We start from the raw sequence: 14,624 nt of genomic DNA, 5'->3' as shown, positions 1-14,624 counted from the left end.
CCTCAGGGCATCATCGGACTTGCGCGGGGTAGGGGTAAAGGCGTATCGCGGCAAAACACGATTACAACAAACCGGCACAATATTATTACAGCAACGTGATGCCGGAAACGCAGGATGCCGGGAGCTGTTTATGGGGTCAAAGACCGCCGCCGAAGCGCCGTCCAAGAGTGGAGACCGCGCGCTGACCAAGGCTCTGCGGAGCCATCTCGAAGCCTCGCTGCTGCCGGGTGACGGCCCGGCCAATGCCGCCGCGCTGAACGAGGCGGCGGACTATCTGCTCGCCGCCGCGCGCAAACGCGCGCCGGGCGAGGCGCTGGTGCAGCTCGATTCGGCGAGCAGCGATCGCCGCCATCTGCGGATCGCGATCATCAATGACGACAAGCCGTTCCTGGTCGACTCGGTTGCTGCGGCGATTGCCGCACAGGGCCTGAATGTTGACCGGCTGCTGCACCCGGTGATCGCGGTCGAGCGCGACGGGGCAGGGGTCCTCAAGGGGTTCGCCAAGGCCGGCGCCAAGGGAGCGCCCGGGCGCGAATCGCTGATCTATGTCGAAACCCAGCGGGTCGATGCGCGGCAACGGCGCGATTTGCTCGAAGCACTGCAGACCACGCTGGCCGATGTTTACGCGGCCGTCGCCGACTGGCCGCAGGTGCAGGCCGCCATGGCCGCCGATGCCGCAGTGGCGGGCGCGATCAATGCCGAGGCGGGCGCGCTGCTCGGTTGGCTCAATGGGGGGATGCTGACCCAGCTCGGTCACCTCACCCGCCATCGCAGCGGCAAGGTGACCGACGTGCTCGGCATCTGCCGGGGCTCCGCGCGCGAACTGCTTGCCGAAGTTTCGCTGGCCCGCGCGTTCGAGTGGTTCGACCGGCACGATGCCGCCGGCACGCCGCAGGCGCTGCTGACGATCAAATCGAACGTCCACTCGCGGGTGCACCGCTCCAGCCCGCTCGATCTGTTCATTGTCCCGCACCGCAAGGACGGCGCGATCACCGCGCTGTCGATCCACGCCGGGCTGTGGACCAGCGCTGCGCTCAACGCGCGCCCCAACGAGGTGCCGGTGCTGCGCGAGGTTGTGGCGCGGCTGACGGCGCAGCTTGGCTATGATCCCGCCGGGCATAACGGCAAGGCGCTGGTGCACGCGTTTACCTCGCTGCCCAATGATCTGCTCACCGCCTTCGATCCGGCCCGCGTGGCCGATCTGGTGACGGCCAAGATGGCGCTGATCGATCGCCCGCGCCCGCGCGTGGTGCTGGTGCGAGCGACACTGGAACGCCACGTCTTTGCTTTCGTGTGGCTCCCGCGCGACCAGCTGTCGACCGATGTGCGCCTGCAAATCCAGGCGATGCTGCTCGAAACCCCCGGCGCAGCGCTGCTCGACTGGAATCTCGAAGTCGAAAGCAGCACGCTCGCGCTGCTGCGGTTCCTGATCGATGTGCGCGCCTGCGCCGATCTGCCCGATGATGCGGCGATCGAGGCGCGGCTGGCCGAACTGCTGCGCGGCTGGACCGAAGCGGTCGAAACCCATCTTGCGCACGGCGAGGATGATGGCCGGGCGATGGCGCTGGCAGGGCGTTATGCGCCCGCTTTCCCGACCGGTTACCGCCTGACCTACGGCCCGCAGGAAGCCGCGCGGGACATCGCCCGTCTGCGCTCGCTGGCGCTGTCCGACAGCGAGGCCCAGCCGCTTGACCGCGCCGTGCGGCTTTACCGGATGCCGAGCGATGGCGCGCAGACGCTGCGGCTGAAGATCTATGTCATCAAGCACGCGCTGGCGCTGTCCGATGTGGTTCCCGCGCTGGAGAATTTCGGGTTCCGCGTCGCCGCCGAAGTGCCGACCTACCTTGCCGATCCGGCGCTCGGGTCGATCCACGACTTCATCCTCACCGTTCCCGCAGGCCTTGAAGCGGGCGCGCTGCTCGAACGGGCCGGACTGATCGAAGCTGCGCTGGCCGATGTGCTCAATGGCCTTGCCGAGGATGATCCGTTCAACCGGCTTGTCGCAGCCACCGGGCTTGAACCGCAGGCGGCCAACTGGATGCGGGCGATCTATCGCTATCTGCGCCAGACCGGGGTCAGCTACACGATCTACACCGTGGTCGATGCGCTGGTCGGCGCGCCGCACGTCACCCGCGCGATGGTGGCGCTGTTCGCCGCCCGCCACGATCCGGCCTTCCAGGGCGACCGCGAGGAAGCCATCGCCGCCGCGCAGGCCGCTTTCACGCGCGGGTTGGCCAAGGTCACCGCGATCAACGATGACCGCCTGCTGCGCCTCTACCGCGCGGTGATTGATGCGGTGCTGCGGACCAATGCCTTTGCCCCCGCCGCGGCCGAGGCGCTGGCGTTCAAGCTCGAATCCGCCAAGGTTCCCGGCCTGCCCAAGCCGCTGCCGTGGCGCGAAATCTTCGTCTATTCGGCGCGGGTCGAGGGGATCCACCTGCGGTCCGGCAAGGTCGCGCGCGGGGGCCTGCGCTGGTCCGACCGGCGCGACGACTTCCGCACAGAAATCCTCGGTCTGATGAAGGCGCAGCGCGTGAAGAACGCGGTGATCGTGCCGACCGGCGCGAAAGGCGGGTTCTATCCCAAGCACCTGCCCTCGCCCGCCATCGACCGCGAAGGCTGGGCCGCGGAAGGCCGCGCGTCCTACGAAATCTTCATCCGCACACTGCTGTCGGTCACCGACAATATCGTGCGCGGCAAGGTCGTGCACCCGCAGAGCGTGGTCGTGCTCGACGGGGAAGACCCCTACTTCGTGGTCGCCGCCGACAAGGGCACGGCGACCTTCTCCGACATCGCCAATGGCATCGCCCAGTCGCGCGACTTCTGGCTGGATGACGCTTTCGCCAGCGGCGGATCGAACGGGTATGACCACAAGGCGATGGGCATCACCGCGCGCGGCGCGTGGGTCAGCGTCCAGCGCCACTTCCGCGAAATGGGCATCGACGTGCAGACCGATCCCGTCACCGTCGCGGGCTGCGGCGACATGTCGGGCGACGTGTTCGGCAACGGGATGCTGCTGTCGAAGTCGCTCAAGCTGGTCGCCGCCTTCGATCACCGTCACATCTTCATTGATCCGATCCCCGATCCGCTGGCGAGCTGGAACGAACGTTCGCGGATGTTCGCGCTGCCGCGTTCGAGCTGGGACGATTACGACAAGGCGCTGATTTCCAAGGGCGGCGGGGTCTTCCCGCGCAGCGCCAAGACGATCAAGCTGTCCAAGGAAGCGCGCGGCGTTCTGGGTATCGAGGCGAAGGAAATCGAGCCCGAAGCGCTGATCACCGCGATCCTGCGCGCGCCGGTTGATCTGATGTGGTTCGGCGGGATCGGCACCTATGTGAAGGCGCCGCAGCAGAACCACATCGACGTCGGCGATCCGGCCAATGATAGCCTGCGCGTCGATGCGACCGAAGTGCGCGCCAAGGTGATCGGCGAGGGTGCGAACCTCGGCGTCACCCAGGCCGGGCGCATCGCCTATTCGCTCGCCGGAGGCCGGATCAACACCGACTTCATCGACAATTCGGCCGGGGTCGATTGTTCGGACAACGAGGTCAACATCAAGATCGCGCTCGCAGCGGCGACTGCTTCGGGCAAGCTTTCGGCCAAGAAGCGCAACACGTTGCTGGCCACGATGACCGACGAGGTCGCGCACATCGTGCTCGAGGACAACCGCTTGCAGGCGCTGGCGCTGTCGGTTGCCGAAACCGGCGGGGCGGGGGCGACCGCGTCCTATGTCCGGCTGATCGAGCGGCTTGAGGAAGTGAGCGATTTCGACCGCCGCACCGAAGGGCTCGCCGATGGCGAGGCGCTGGCGCGCCGCGCGGCTGATGGACAGGGGCTGACCCGCCCTGAGCTTGCGGTGCTGCTGTCCTCGGCCAAGCTGGCGCTGCAATCGGCGATCGAAGCGAGCAGCCTGCCCGATGATCCGGTGCTCGAAGGGCTGCTGATCGCGCGCTTCCCCACCGCTATGCGCAAGACCTATGCCGCCGAAATCCGCGGCCACCGGCTGCGGCGCGAGATGATCGCGACCAGCTTGTCGAACCGCATCGTCAACCGGTTGGGTATGGTCCACCCCTTCGAACTCGCCGAGGAAGAGGGCGTGGGCCTCGCCGAAGTTGCGGCGGCTTTCGTGGTGACCGAGCATCTCTTCGGGCTTGAACCGCTGTGGCGCGAGCTGGATGGGGCCGAGATCGCCGAGCAGGCACGCCTTGCGCTGTTCGATCGGCTGGCGGCAGCGGTCGGCAACCTCATGTCCGATGTTCTCCGCACAGGTGCAGGCAAGATCGAAGCGGGCGCGATGATCGCTGCGCTGGCGGATAGTGTCGGCGTGCTCACCTCGGCACGCGAGGAACTGCTGACGGCCGAGCCTCGGGCGCGTTCGATGGCGCTGACCGAAAGCTTCGTGGCGGCGGGTGCGCCCCATGCGCTGGCGGCGCGGGTGTCGGGCCTGTTCGATTACGACGGTGCCGTCGGCCTCGCGCAGGCCGCGCGCGACAGCGGGATCGATGCCAAGCTGCTGACCCATGCCTTCACGGCGGTCGGCAGTCTGCTCGGGCTCGACTGGGCGCAGGCGACAGCCGCGCACATGAGCCCGTCCGACGTGTGGGAGCGCCTGCTGATTTCCGGCCTCGCGCGCGATTTCCAGCATATGCGGACCGAATTTCTGCGGCGGCTGATGCGGCGCAAGGGCGGCAAGACCGATCCTGCGGGCGCGGTGGCCGAATGGGGCGCGCGCAACGAACAGGCCGTGGCGCAATTCCGCGCGATGATAGCCCGCGCGCAGGCCCGCCCGCCGGTCGGCGCAGCGATGCTCGCCCAGATCGCCAGCCAGGCCCGCAATCTGCTGGAGCGGTGATTCGCGGGTCCGCTCGCGAACCGCAGATCACCCGCCCCGCCTCCCCGCCCGGCCACCAATAGTGCCACTATTCTGTGGTGGCCGGGCGGGGAGGCGGGGCGGGTGGTCTGATACCGAAACCATCAGGTTGACCCTTGGGCAATTTGCGGCAAGTCAAAGGCCGCATTCAGCCGAAGGGGCATAGCCACGCCATGACAGCATCCACCATCGACCATGCCGACGTTGTGATCGTCGGCACCGGGCACGGCGGCGCGCAGGCGGCGATTGCGCTGCGCCAGCACGGGTACGAAGGCTCCATCCTGATGATCGGGCGCGACGATGCGCCGCCCTACGAGCGTCCGCCGCTATCGAAGGAATACCTCGCGGGCGACAAGGGGTTCGAGCGGATCATGATCCGTCCCGAAAGCTTCTGGGCGGACAAGGCCATCGGTCTGAGGCTCGGCGCAGCGGTGACGGGGATCGATCCGGCGGCACACCGCCTGACTCTGAGCGACGGGGGACAGGTGACCTATGGCAAGTTGACCTGGTCGGGCGGGGGCGATCCGCGCCGTCTGCCGGTCCCGGGCGCGGTGCTGCCCGGCGTGTTCTACGTCCGCGACAAGGCCGATGCCGACGCGATGATGGCGGCACTTGCGGGCGGGGCCAAGCGCGCGGTGGTGATCGGCGGCGGCTATATCGGGCTCGAAGCGGCAGCGGTGCTGCGAAAGCTCGATTGCGAAGTGGTGCTGGTCGAGATGCTGCCGCGCCTGCTGGCCCGCGTTGCCGGAGAGGAACTGTCCACCTTCTACGCCGAGGAGCATCGCCGGCAGGGGGTCGACGTGCGGCTTGAAACCGGGGTGCACGCGGTGCTGGGCGAGGAGGCCGGACGGGTCACCGGCGTGCGGCTCGACAATGGCGAGGAGGTGCCGTGCGACATGGTGATCGTCGGCATCGGCGTGGTGCCTGCGGTCGCGCCGCTGATCGCGGCGGGTGCGGCGGGCACCAACGGGGTTGATGTCGACGAGTATTGCCGCACCACGCTGGATGACATCTATGCCATCGGCGACTGCGCTGCCCACGCCAACGACTTTGCCGATGGGGCGGTGATCCGGCTCGAATCGGTGCAGAACGCGCATGACATGGCGAACACCGTGGCGCGCAAGATCATGGGCGATCCGCAGCCCTATCACGCGCTGCCGTGGTTCTGGTCGAACCAGTATGACCTGAAGCTCCAGACCGCGGGCCTGAGCCTCGGTTTCGATGCGACCGTGCTGCGCGGCGATCCCACTACGCGCAAGTTCACCGTGGTCTATCTTAAGGACGGCAAGCCGATCGCCTTCGACTGCGTGGGTACGATGAAGGACTATGTGCAGGCGAGAAAGCTGCTGGAAAGCGGCGCAGCGCGGATCGATCCGGCGTTGCTGGCCGATCCTGAAGTGGCGCTCAAAGACCTTATCTGAGCCGCGCCAAGGCCCATTCGGCGGCCTCTGCCACCACCGGATCGGGATCGGCGGTTAACGCCTGAACCTGCCCCGAAAGTGCCGGATTGCCGCTGTTGCCCGCCGCATAGAGGCAGTTGCGCACGAACCGGTCGCGCCCGATGCGCTTGATCGGCGAGCCCGAGAACAGCGACCGGAATCCGGCATCGTCCAATGCCAGCAATTCGGCGAGGCGCGGGGCGACCAGTTCGGCGCGGGGGAGGAATTCGCGGATAGCCTGCGCTTCGCTGGCAAACTTGTTCCACGGGCAGACCGCCAGGCAATCGTCGCAGCCATAGATGCGGTTGCCCAAGGCGGCGCGCAACTCCTCGTCGACCGGCCCCTTGTGCTCGATCGTGAGGTAGGAAATGCAGCGCCGCGCATCGAGCTGGTAGGGCGCGGGAAAGGCGTTAGTCGGGCAGGAGTCGAGGCAGGCGCGGCACGATCCGCACTGGTCGCGATGCGGCTGGGCAGGCGCGAGGTCCAGCGTGGTGTAGATCGCGCCGAGGAACAGCCAGCTGCCGTGGGTCGGACTGACGAGATTGGTGTGCTTGCCCTGCCAGCCGATCCCCGCGGCCTCGCCCAGCGGCTTTTCCATCACCGGGGCGGTATCGACGAAGACCTTGACCTCTGCCCCCGGCGCCGCGTCCACCAGCCAGCGGGCGAGCGCCTTGAGGCGCTTCTTGACGACATCGTGATAGTCCTTGCCCTGCGCATAGACCGAAATCCGCGCATGGGTGGCCGAGCCTTCCAGCGCCAGCGGATCATGCGCCGGGGCGTAGCTCATGCCGAGCGCGATGACGCTTCTGGCGGCGGGCCAAAGCCCTTGCGGCGCACGGCGATGGTCGAGCCGCGCCTGCATCCACTCCATGCTGCCATGGTGCCCCTCGCCTAGCCATTCTTCGAGCCGGGCCGCGCGTAGCGGGTCTTCCCCCGCCCCCGCGATACCGCAGGCGGCAAAGCCCAGCGCGCGCGCCTGATCGGCGATCCGCGCCGTCAAATCAGGGCTTGCCGGGCTGTTAACCATGCTTGTGGAGGCTCCCGTTTCATTGTGTCGGCTAACCGCGTAAGCCATGGATATGGCGGTAGGCGAACACATTGTGTCGGGCAATCACGCGAACGGCTTTGATGCCCGTCCCGGCGATGCGCGCCCCTTGGCAATCGAAGCCAAGGGGTTGGTCAAGAGCTTCGATGGAACCCGCGCGGTCGACGGGGTCGATATCGCGGTGCCCGAAGGCGCGATCTACGGCATTCTCGGCCCCAACGGCGCGGGCAAGACGACCACGCTGAGGATGCTGCTCGGCATCATCGATCCCGATGAAGGTGTGCGCCGCGTGTTCGGCCATGACCGCCCCCATGATATCGGCCGGCTGATCGGTTATCTGCCCGAAGAGCGCGGGCTTTACCCTTCCATGAAAGCACGCGAGGCGATCGCCTTCATGGGCGCGCTGCGCGGGTTGCCGCTGACCGAAGGGCGCAAGCGTGCGGACGAACTGCTCGAACGTCACGGGCTTGGCTACGCTGCCGACCGCCAGATCCGCCAGCTCTCCAAGGGCATGGCGCAGACCGTCCAGCTGCTCGGCACGCTGGTGCACCGCCCGCGGCTGGTGGTGCTGGACGAGCCGTTTTCGGGCCTTGATGCGATCAATCAGGGCAAGCTTGAGGTGATGATCCGTGCGCTCGCCGATGAAGGCGTGACGGTGATCTTTTCGACCCACGTTATTCACCATGCCGAGCGCCTTTGCGAAGGCGTAGCGATCATCGCCGGCGGCAAGGTGCCCTATGCCGGCTCTGTCGAGGCCGCGCGTGACCGGATTCCGGCGCAGGTGCGGCTGGAAACGCGGGCGCGCGAAGGCGCATGGCTCGCCGCCCTGCCGCCAGACACCCGCCGCACCGGCGATTTCTTCCACTTCGCGCTGCCCGAAACCGGGGTCGAACCGCTGCTGCGCCAATTGATCGAAGGCGAGGCGGGGATCCTCTCGCTGTCGATCGAGCGTGCTGGCCTCCACGATGCCTTTGTCGCCATCGCGGGCGAGGCCGCCGCGCGCCAGCTTGAAGCCGATTCCGGGGAGGCTAGCGAATGAGCCAGCCTGAAACCCTGCGCCCGCGCCTTTCCGCACTTCAGGCCGCGTGGGTCATCGCTAGGCGCGATTTCGTCGCGGTGCTGTTCAGCCGCGCATTCCTGTTCTTCCTGCTCGGGCCGCTGTTTCCGGTGATCGTCGGCGGACTTGCCGGCAGCATCGGCGGGCAGGTGCAGCGCGAGGCGGTGAGTTTCGAGGTCGGTCTTGCCATGAGTGCGCCCGACAATGCCGCGATGATCGGCGCGCAATCGCGTCTTTCCGAACAGCTCGGCGGCGCGCTTCCGGTGCTGCGGATCGTTCCCGAGGCCGCCGATGACCCGGCCTTCGATGCACGCGCCTTCATGGAAGCGCGGCGCGGCAATTACGCCGCGATCCTTGCGGGCACGCCGCAGTCACCTAAACTGGTGGGCACCGAGAACCAGATCCTGCGCTGGCAGGGCCCCGTGGGTCTGATCGCGGCCAATGCCCAGTCGACCGCGCCCGTGCCCTTCCCTGCGGTCGCCGCCGAGGTCGTCACCACCAGCGCCGCCTCCGAACGCTCGACCCGGATTCAGACCGCGCAGATCGCGCAAATGCTGCTGTTCCTGCTGACCATGCTGCTCGCCGGGATGGTGCTGTCCAATCTGGTCGAGGAGAAGGCGAACAAGATCATCGAAATCCTCGCCGCCGCGATTCCGATGGATGCGGTGTTCATGGGCAAGCTCTTCGCGATGCTGGGCGTGTCCTTCGTCGGCATTGCGGTCTGGGCGAGCGCGGCCTGGACCGTATGGGCGGTGACCGGCGAGGCGATCATCACCGTCACCGGGTTCGATTTCGCCAACCTGCCTGCGCCTGCCGTCGGCTGGCCGTTGTTCATTGCGTTCGGCATCATCTACTTCGCGATGGCCTATCTGCTGCTGGGTGCGCTGTTCCTCACCATCGGCGCGATGGCGAACACGGTGCGCGAAGTGCAGACGCTGTCGATGCCGGTCACGATGATGCAGCTGATGGTGTTCTTCCTCGCCGCCTATTCGTTCAAGCAGCCCGGATCGACGCTCGAACTGGTAGCGATCGCCTTCCCGCTGTCATCGCCCTTCGCGATGCTCGCGCGCGCGGCGATGGAGCCTGCGCTCTGGCCGCACGCGCTGGCGCTGGTGTGGCAGGGGCTCGCGGTGCTGGCGCTGGTCAAGGGCGGCTCGCTGCTGTTCCGCAAGCGGGTGATGAAATCGGGCGGGGCCGGACGGATCAAGCGCCGCGGGTTCATGCGGCGCGCGGTGACGGCGGTCGAGCCGGCCGAATAGGTTCGGATTCGAAACCAATATTGACATTGGTGTCAGTTAGGGCAGACTGCGACTCGGACGGAGCGGGCCAACGCGACAGGCCGCCCGACGGGAGAAGATAATGGCCACGATTGCCCCCACGCCTGCATCGCAGGGAATTCAGCGCCCGCAAGTGCGGCGCGAACCTTCGGCCTACGATGCGCTCAAGGCCCATTTCGCGGAGCATCCGGAGGAGCGGCTGCGCCACTCCCACCCTTGGGACGTCAGCCGATCGGAGATCTACGCCGAGGACAAGTGGCAGCCGATCTTCGCCGAGATGCGCAAGGCCGGCCAGCTTCACTGGATCCCCGAAAGCCCGTTCGGCCCCTATTGGGCGGTGGTCGGTCACAAGGCGATCCAGCATATCGAGGCGCTGCCCGAAACCTTCTCGTCGAGCTGGGAGCATGGCGGTATCACGATCCTCAACCGCCTGTCGGAAGAGGAGCTGGCGGCGAGCAACATCGAGCGCCGCGAGCTGCCGATGTTCATCGCGATGGACCGCCCGCAGCACACCGGCCAGCGCCGCACGGTTGCGCCCAAGTTCACGCCGACCTCGATTGCGGACATGGAAGCGGAAATCCGCCAGCGCACCGGCGAGCTGCTCGACAGCCTGCCGCGCGGCGAGGTGTTCGACTGGGTCGACACGGTGTCGATCGAGCTCACCACCGGCATGCTCGCCATCCTGTTCGGCTTCCCCTGGGAAGACCGCCGCTTGCTGACCTTCTGGTCGGACTGGGCCGGCGATACCGAGCTTGGCGCGGTGCGCGCGCTTGATGAAGTGCGCTGGGGCATCCTTCAGGAAATGGCGGCCTATTTCCAGACGCTCTGGATCGAGCGGACGATGGACAAGGAGCCGGGCAACGATCTCATCTCGATGATGATCCACTCGCCTGCGATGAACCAGATGAGCCCCGAGGAATTCATGGGCAATCTGGTACTGCTGATCGTCGGCGGCAACGATACCACCCGCAACACCATGTCGGGCATCATCCACGCGCTCGACAAGTTCCCCGACCAGCGCAAGCTTTTCGAGGAACAGCCCGAACTCATCCCCAATGCGGTTCAGGAAATCCTGCGGATGCAGGTGCCGCTCGCGCATATGCGCCGCACCTGCACCGAAGACACCGAGGTGTTCGGCCAGACCATCAAGGCGGGCGACAAGGTTGTGCTGTGGTACATCAGCGCCAACCGCGACGACGAGGTGTTCGAGAACCCGGACAAGCTCGACATCACCCGCGAAAACGCCCGTCGCCACCTCGCCTTCGGCTACGGCATCCACCGCTGCGTCGGTGCGCGGCTGGCTGAACTGCAACTGCGGGTGCTGCTCGAAGAGCTGCACAAGCGCCGGATGCGGGTGCATGTCGCGGGCGATGTCGAGCGGGTGCGGGCTAACTTCGTCCACGGCTTCCGCAAGCTCGAGGTGGAGATCACCACCTTCTGAGGCGCTCCCGGCGAGCGGTGAAACCAGGCGGGCGCTTTCAACGTATTGGGGAGAGGTCATGCCCCCCTGTCACGGAGATATCGATGCACCTGCCTACGCTGAGCCGCCGCCGTCTGATGGCAGCCACCGTCGCAATGGCGGCAGCGCTGCCCTTCGTCAGCGCTTGCGGGGTTGATCCGGCTGAGGCCAAGAGCTTTCCCAAGGGCAAGACCGATGCCCAGTGGCGCAAGCTGCTGACCAAGGAGCAGTATTACGTGCTGCGCGAAGCGGGGACCGAACGGCCCTTCACCTCGCCGCTCAACAAGGAAAAGCGCAATGGCACCTTTGTGTGCGCGGGCTGCGCCAATCCGCTCTACGCTTCGGCGCACAAGTATGACAGCGGCACCGGCTGGCCGAGTTTCTGGCAGGCGATCGACAAAGGCGCGGTCGGCACCAGCACCGATTACCTGCTCGGCTATCCGCGCACCGAAGTGCACTGCGCCGATTGCGGTGGGCATCTGGGCCATATCTTCGGAGACGGACCGAAGCCCACCGGCGATCGCCACTGCATCAACGGCGACGCACTGAGATTCGTGGCCGCCTGACGCGGACGCCTATTCCCCGAGCAGCGCGGGAGCCTGAAGCTGCGCGGCGAGCCGGGCGAAATCGCCCAGGGTGAAGGTATCGTCGAACACCACGCCGTAATGATTGTCGCGCCGCCAGCGCACCTTTGCGCGCACCTCGCGCATCGCTGCACCGATCCCGGGCGCCTCGATCCGCACCGTCTGGTCGATCGCCAGCAGTCCCTCGCAGGCGATCCTTGCGCCCTGCTGCGACATGTTCTCGACCACGGCCGCATGGCGCTGGCTGAGTGTGGAGACGGTGATGGGGAAACACAGGCCGAGCCGCAGCCCGCGCTTGGGATAATCGCCCGATTCGCTGATCAGCTGCGGCACATCGACCGCGTTCTGGAAGGCAAAGCCTGCCTCGTTATCGCGCTGCCACACGCTTTCCAGTTCATAGACTGACCCTGCGGGCATATGCAGCGCAAACTGCCTGCAGGCAGGCAGCGCGTGGAACAGCCGGACGCTCACGCCGGTCTCGGATACGTCGCGGATCACGCAGACAAATTCGCCCTGGGCCGAGACCAGCTTGGCGGCGCGGATCAGCAGGGTGAAACGCGGTGCGGCGCGCAGCTCCGCGCCGGCGGTTGCACCGTCGTCCCCGTCATGCAGCCGTGCGGTCCCTGCACCAATTTCCATGCCGTGTTGCCCCAATCCGCCGCGCGCCCCTGGTCGGACGCGGACGGAACGCGATGGTCCCATGTTTCCCCGCAAGAATACCGGGTGAGGCGTTAAGGGGGTGCTAACGGTGGAGGGTCGGCAGGACCCGGGCGGCACCAGTGTACGGGCGGCGGGACTCGAACCCGCACGAGCAAAGCTCAGGGGATTTTAAGTCCCCGGCGTCTACCATTCCGCCACGCCCGCATGGGAATGCCCTTGCCACACTTCCCCCGTCTCGCGCCAGTGCTTGCCAGTGGCCGCATCAGGCTCCATGTCTCGGGCCATCGCAGCTCGTCGGGATAAGGGACACGCATGGCAGACGCGCATTCGGTGGTTGCCACGATCCAGCCCGCGATCACGCTGCTGGGGCTGGGCATTGGTGCAGCCCTGGTCGCCCGCTCCGTGCGCCTCAATCCGATTGTCGGCTATCTCGGTCTGGGTCTCGGGCTGTCCGGTCTGGGAATGGCGGACGCGTTCAACGGCCCGCTGGTCGCCGCGATGGCCGAAGCGGGGGTGATGTTCCTGCTGTTCAACCTCGGCCTGCACTTTTCGCTCGGCCGGATCAGGGCCGAGGCGGGGAACATCTTCGGTTTCGGCACCTTGCAGATGGTGGTCGCGGGCGGGGCCTTTGCCGCCTTGCTCGCCGCCTTCGGCTTGCCGGTCACCTTCGCGGTGATCGCCGGGTTCGGGCTGGGACTGTCCTCGACCGCAGTGGTGATCGGTCTGGTGCGCGAGCGCGGCCAGGAGGATTGCCCGGTGGGGCGCGCGGCGCAATCGATCCTGATCTTCCAGGATATCGCCGCGATCATGCTGCTGGTCGCCGCGGGCGCGCTGGCGAGCGGCGGGGCGATGCTGCCCGCGCTCGGCCTCGCCGGAGCCAAGGCGCTGGCCGCGTTCGGCGTCGCGGTGCTGTTCGCACGCTTCCTGACCGAGCCGCTGTTCGCCATGATCGCCCGCGCCGGCACGACCGAGGTTTACACAGCAACCGCGCTGTTCATCGCGCTGGCGGCGGGCTGGGCGACGGGGATGGCGGGCCTCTCGCTCACCCTCGGCGCGTTCCTTGGCGGCATGGCAGTCGCCGATTCGCGATACCGCATCCTCGTCCAAACCGAGATCGATGCCTTCCGCGGCCTGTTCCTGAGCTTTTTCTTCATTTCGGTCGGCCTCTCGATCGATCCGGCCATGCTGGTCGAGGACTGGCTGCTGGTGACCGGGCTGAGCCTCGCGGTGATCGCGCTGAAATGCGGGTTCAACGTGGTGGCTGCGCTGCTCAACCGCTGGTCGGTGCCGGGCTCGATCCAGCTTGGCTTTCTGCTCGGACAGGGGAGCGAATTCACGCTGGTGCTGCTTGCCTTGCCCGCAGTGGCCGGCCTGGTCGAGGCGCGGCTGGTCTCGGCGCTGATCACCGCGATTGCGATCAGCCTGGCGGTCACGCCCTTTGTTTCCAACATCGGACGCAAGCTGGCCGGACGCCTGCGCGCAGGGCCACCCGATGCCAAGCTGGCGGGCGATGATGCGCCGGTGCTGATCATCGGCATGACCCCGGCGGGCCGCGCGGTGGCCGATGCGCTGGCGTTCAACGGCATCGGCTATCTCGCGCTCGAGCCGGATCACGATCGCTTCCAGATCGCGCTGGCGGACGGCTATCACGTCCACCGCGCCAACCCGGCCGATCCGCGTAGCTGGGATGCGATCGGGATGGAGCGGCGCGCGGTGCTGGTGGTGGCGACCGGCCAGATCGAGGCTTCGCGCGAGCTGACCCCGCTGGCGCGCGAACGCCTGCCGCAGATCGCGCGGGTGATTGCGGTCCCCGGTGCCGATGCGATCGAGGAGTTCAGCGCCTTGGGCATGCTGCCGGTCGACATGAGCGTAAGCGGCGGGGCCGAGCGGCTGACCGATCTGGTGTTCAGCGCGCTCGGCCGCCAGCGCGAGCTGCCCGTGCCGGGCCTCGCCCGCGACGATGCGCTGCCGCGGGCGGCTTAATCTGCTTTTCGCTCGCCCCTCCGGGCGAGCGTCCTCGGTGCGTTTCGAGCCTTTCAGGCTCGAGCACCTGCGGCTCGCGCGCGTGCGCTCGCAGCCCGTCTGTTGGCGGGCCGAGCCAGTTTGCAAACGAGCGTGTGGCGATGATCCGGTCGCGCTAGCGACCGCAAGGCCGAACGGCCGCCCGCAGCGACGCGCCCGTAGGGCGTATGAGCGAGGATTTCGCATCGCGGATGCGATGCGGAACACAAAA

General features: G+C 67.0%; 9 protein-coding genes and 1 tRNA gene. 7 read left to right on the top strand and 3 right to left on the bottom strand.

Annotated features, from left to right (window positions below; genetic code table 11):
* The first annotated feature begins 130 nt into the window (after nucleotides 1–130).
* Both BG023_RS01855 and BG023_RS01850 read left to right on the top strand, forming a co-directional pair.
* Nucleotides 131–4,852 carry an NAD-glutamate dehydrogenase gene (locus tag BG023_RS01855; RefSeq protein ID WP_069308942.1) on the top strand — a complete coding sequence of 1,574 codons (4,722 nt, stop codon included), beginning with the start codon at nucleotides 131–133 and terminating at the stop codon, nucleotides 4,850–4,852.
* A gap of 191 nt (nucleotides 4,853–5,043) precedes the next feature.
* On the top strand, nucleotides 5,044–6,291 hold the full coding sequence (locus tag BG023_RS01850) for an NAD(P)/FAD-dependent oxidoreductase (protein WP_069308941.1): 1,248 nt from the start codon (nucleotides 5,044–5,046) through the stop codon (nucleotides 6,289–6,291).
* Here the strand turns inward: BG023_RS01850 and queG are convergent.
* Nucleotides 6,284–7,336: a tRNA epoxyqueuosine(34) reductase QueG gene (gene queG / locus BG023_RS01845; RefSeq protein WP_069308940.1), complete on the bottom strand. Its 1,053-nt coding sequence runs from the start codon at nucleotides 7,334–7,336 to the stop codon at nucleotides 6,284–6,286. The two genes, BG023_RS01850 and queG, sit on opposite strands and share 8 nt — an antisense overlap.
* A gap of 46 nt (nucleotides 7,337–7,382) precedes the next feature.
* On the opposite strand from queG, the gene BG023_RS01840 reads away from it, so the two are divergent.
* The 4 genes from BG023_RS01840 (at nucleotide 7,383) to msrB (ending at nucleotide 11,713) form a co-directional block, all read left to right on the top strand.
* Entirely contained in the window at nucleotides 7,383–8,393 is a 1,011-nt protein-coding gene (locus BG023_RS01840; RefSeq protein WP_069308939.1) for an ABC transporter ATP-binding protein, read from the top strand.
* On the top strand, nucleotides 8,390–9,670 hold the full coding sequence (locus BG023_RS01835; RefSeq protein WP_069308938.1) for an ABC transporter permease: 1,281 nt from the start codon (nucleotides 8,390–8,392) through the stop codon (nucleotides 9,668–9,670). The genes BG023_RS01840 and BG023_RS01835 overlap by 4 nt, the downstream gene beginning before the upstream one ends.
* Before the next feature lie 100 nt (nucleotides 9,671–9,770).
* The gene (locus BG023_RS01830; RefSeq protein ID WP_150122761.1) at nucleotides 9,771–11,129 is read left to right on the top strand and encodes a cytochrome P450; all 1,359 of its coding nucleotides are present in this window, start codon (nucleotides 9,771–9,773) and stop codon (nucleotides 11,127–11,129) included.
* 83 nt (nucleotides 11,130–11,212) lie between these two features.
* Nucleotides 11,213–11,713 carry a peptide-methionine (R)-S-oxide reductase MsrB gene (msrB, locus tag BG023_RS01825; RefSeq protein WP_069308937.1) on the top strand — a complete coding sequence of 167 codons (501 nt, stop codon included), beginning with the start codon at nucleotides 11,213–11,215 and terminating at the stop codon, nucleotides 11,711–11,713.
* A gap of 9 nt (nucleotides 11,714–11,722) precedes the next feature.
* Here msrB and BG023_RS01820 read toward each other — a convergent pair whose 3' ends face one another.
* Both BG023_RS01820 and BG023_RS01815 read right to left on the bottom strand, forming a co-directional pair.
* A complete protein-coding gene (locus BG023_RS01820) occupies nucleotides 11,723–12,370 on the bottom strand; it encodes a PilZ domain-containing protein (RefSeq protein ID WP_069308936.1) in 648 nt (215 codons plus the stop codon).
* 143 nt (nucleotides 12,371–12,513) lie between these two features.
* Nucleotides 12,514–12,595, bottom strand: a tRNA-Leu gene (locus BG023_RS01815).
* Nucleotides 12,596–12,703: 108 nt separating this feature from the next.
* Between BG023_RS01815 and BG023_RS01810 the strand changes: the two genes are divergently transcribed.
* Complete coding sequence (locus BG023_RS01810) at nucleotides 12,704–14,374, top strand: cation:proton antiporter domain-containing protein (protein WP_069308935.1); 1,671 nt, start codon at nucleotides 12,704–12,706, stop codon at nucleotides 14,372–14,374.
* The last annotated feature ends 250 nt before the right edge of the window (nucleotides 14,375–14,624 follow it).

It is taken from the genome of Porphyrobacter sp. LM 6, assembly GCF_001720465.1.
Classification (GTDB): Bacteria; Pseudomonadota; Alphaproteobacteria; order Sphingomonadales; family Sphingomonadaceae; genus Erythrobacter.
This window is presented reverse-complemented; position numbering and strand designations above follow the sequence as displayed.